Annotated in this window: 1 protein-coding gene and 1 pseudogene; both read right to left on the reverse strand. The window is 68.6% G+C overall.

All coding sequences use genetic code 11. The features are described 5' to 3' along the window. Positions 1-2,803: valine--tRNA ligase (locus tag VF794_RS32765; protein ID WP_331117049.1), on the reverse strand; the 2,803-nt coding region annotated here is incomplete at its 3' end. A 93-nt stretch (positions 2,804-2,896) separates the two neighbouring features. Then, a pseudogene (locus VF794_RS32770) lies at positions 2,897-3,337 on the reverse strand (response regulator); the annotation flags it as partial.

Here is a 3,337-nt window from a genome sequence, read left to right on the forward strand (position 1 = left end):
CCGGCTCCTGCTTCTTGGCTGGAGGCGTGGCGGACTCCACCGGAGCCAGCCGCGTCAGGTTGTCCTGGAGCTTGGAGACGCGCGCCTCCAGCTCCTCGACGCGGGCGCGGTCCTTCTCCACCACGTCCGGGGGGGCCTTGGCGACGAAGCTGGGGTTGTCCAGCTTGCGCTTGATGCCGCCCATCTCCTGCTCGGAGCGGGTGATCTCCTTGCGCAGGCGATCGCGCTCGGCGTCCACGTCGATGAGACCCGCCAGGGGGACGAAGATCTCCATCTGCGGGCCCACGAAGGCCGCGGACAGCGGCGGCTTGGCGCCCGGCGGGCCGATGTGGATCTCCGCCAGGCCGGCCAGCGGCATCAGGTAGCCGCGCCACCGCTCCAGCAGCTCGCGGGTGCGCGCGTCCGGGCTCTGCACGTGCGCGGTGAGACGGGCCGCGGGCGACAGGTTGCTCTCGCCGCGGAGGTTGCGCAGGCCCTCGATGGCCGTGATGACCGGCCCCATCTCCGCCTCGGCGGCGGCGTCCTCGAGCGACGCATCCGGCTGCGGGAATGGGGAGATCATGATCGAGTCGACCGACCGCGCCATGGGCAGCTTCTGCCAGATCTCCTCGGTGATGAACGGCATGAACGGGTGGAGCAGCCGCAGGATGCGGTCCAGGCAGAAGACGAGCACCGAGCGGGTATTGTCCTTGGACCTGGCGTCCTCGCCGTAGAGCGAGCTCTTGGCCAGCTCGATGTACCAGTCGCAGAACTCGGCCCAGAGGAACTGGTAGAGCGTGGAGGCGGCCTCGCCGAAGTTATAGGCCTCCAGCGCCTTGTGGGTCTCCACCGTGGCGCGCTGGAGCCGGGAGAGGATCCACCGGTCGGCCAGGGTGAGCTCGCGATCCTTGATGTGCCGGGTGTCCAGCAGGAAGTCGCCCATGTTCATCAGGGCGAAGCGGCTGGCGTTCCACAGCTTGTTGGCGAAGGCCTTGTAGCCGGCCACGCGATCCAGCGAGAGCTTGATGTCGCGGCCCTGCTGGGTGAGCGAGGCCAGGGTGAAGCGCAGCGCGTCCGCGCCGTGGGAGGGCATGCCCTGGGGGAACTTGTTGCGCAGGTTCTTGGCGAGCTGCTCGGCCGGAGCGCCCTGGATGATGTCCAGGGGATCGATCACGTTCCCCTTCGTCTTGGACATCTTCTCGCCCTTCTCATCGCGCACCATCGCGTGCAGGTACACGGTGCGGAAGGGCACGTCCTTCATGAAGTGCAGGCCGAACATCATCATCCGGGCGACCCAGAAGAAGAGGATGTCGTGACCCGTCTCCATGACGGAGTTGGGGTAGTAGGCCTTGAGCTCGGGGGTCTGCTCGGGCCAGCCCAGGGTGCTGAAGGGCCACAGGCCCGAGGAGAACCACGTGTCGAGCACGTCCGGGTCCTGCTCCAAGCGCGAGCCCTGGCACTTGGGGCACTTCTCGGGCGCCTGCCGCGCGACGATGGGCTCGGCGCGCGTGTAGTCGATGCCGCCCGTGACGTCCGAGCGCGGGCCGCAGTCCAGGCAGTACCAGGCCGGAATCTGGTGGCCCCACCACAGCTGGCGGCTGATGGTCCAGTCGTGGATGTTGCGCATCCAGTGGAAGTACGTGTTCGTCCACGTCTCCGGGATGATCTTCGTGCGGCCCTGCTCCACCGCCTCGATGGCGGGCCGGGCCAGGGGCTCGATCTTCACGAACCACTGCGGGGACAGGCGCGGCTCCACCACGGTGGTGCAGCGCTGACAGCCACCGACGGACAGCTTGTGGGGCTCCTCCTTCTCCAGCAGCCCCTGGGCCGTGAGATCCTCGAGGAGCTGCTTGCGCGCGGCATAGCGGTCCATGCCCGCGTACGCCCCGCCCTCCTTGTTGATGCGCGCGGACTCATCCAGCACGTTGAGCATGGGCAGGCCGTGCCGCAGGCCCGTCTGGTAGTCGTTGAAGTCATGGGCCGGCGTCACCTTCACCACGCCGGTACCGAAGGTCGGGTCCACCAGCACCGCGTCGGCGATGATGGGGATTTCGCGGCCGGTGAGCGGCAGCACCACCTTCTGGCCGATCAAATCCTTGTAGCGCTCGTCCTCCGGGTGGACGGCCACGGCGGTGTCGCCGAGCATCGTCTCCGGGCGGGTGGTGGCGACGGTGAGCTTCCGGTCGCTGTCCTTCACCGGGTAGTGGAGGTGCCAGAGCGAGCCCTGCTTCTCCTCGTGCTCGACCTCCAGGTCGCTGAGCGCGGTGTGGCACGAGGGGCACCAGTTGATGAGCTTCTGGGCACGGTAGATGAGGCCCTCCTCGTGCAGCCGCACGAAGACCTCGCGCACGGCCGTCGACACCCCCGGATCCATGGTGAAGCGCTCGCGGCTCCAGTCCAGGCTGGCGCCGAGCACCTTGTGCTGCTCGCGGATGCGGTTGCCGTACTTGTTCTTCCACTCCCAGACGCGCTCGAGGAACTTCTCGCGGCCCAGGTCGTGGCGGCTCTTCTTCTCCTTCTCCTTGAGCTCGCGCTCCACCACCATCTGCGTGGCGATGCCGGCGTGATCCGTGCCGGGCACCCACAGGGCGTTGAAGCCGCTCATGCGCTTCCACCGGATGAGGATGTCCTGGATGGTGGCGGTGAGCGCGTGGCCCAGGTGCAGGCTGCCCGTCACGTTGGGCGGCGGCAGCACGATGCTGAAGGAGGGCTTGTCGGAGGTGGGGTCGGCGCGGAAGTAATCGCGCTCCAGCCAGCAGGCGTACCAGCGGGCCTCGACCTCCTTCGGATCATAGGACTTGGGAAGCTCGGTCGTATCGCTCATAGAAAACGCGAACCGGCCCCCAGGGGCCGGTGGAGAAAAGACCGGCCCGACGAGGGCCGGTCGGAGTCCAGAAGCCAGGTGTGACGACTCAGCTCAGTGCTTCGTCTCTCGATCCTTGATCAACCGCTCCAGCTCCTCGCGGATGATCGTCTCGGCCAGCTGGGGAACGACCTCCCAGGCGATCTTCTCGATGACCTCGCGAGAGGCCTTCGAGAGCGCCTCGCGCAGCTGAGCCTCGCCTCCATCGGCGGCGGGGGCGGCGGGACGGGCCTGGACGGTGGGCACCGGGGCGGGCGTCCGCGCCGGAGCCGGAGCCGGAGCCGGCGTCAGCTCCTCGGGCTCATCGAGAGAGAGTTCCTCCAGGCCACTCGCCTCGGCCGGCTCCTCGACGGGAGCGGGCTGGGCCGCGGGGGCACCGAGGCCGAACGGATCCTTGCCACGGGCGGTGGGCATCGTCCCGGGCAGCGGCGTGGCACCCGGCGGACGAGGCAGACCCGCGCCCGGAGCACCCGGCCCCGGCGGTACACCCGGTCC

The sequence above is a fragment of the Archangium sp. genome (assembly GCF_036389735.1).
Taxonomy (GTDB): Bacteria; Myxococcota; Myxococcia; order Myxococcales; family Myxococcaceae; genus Archangium.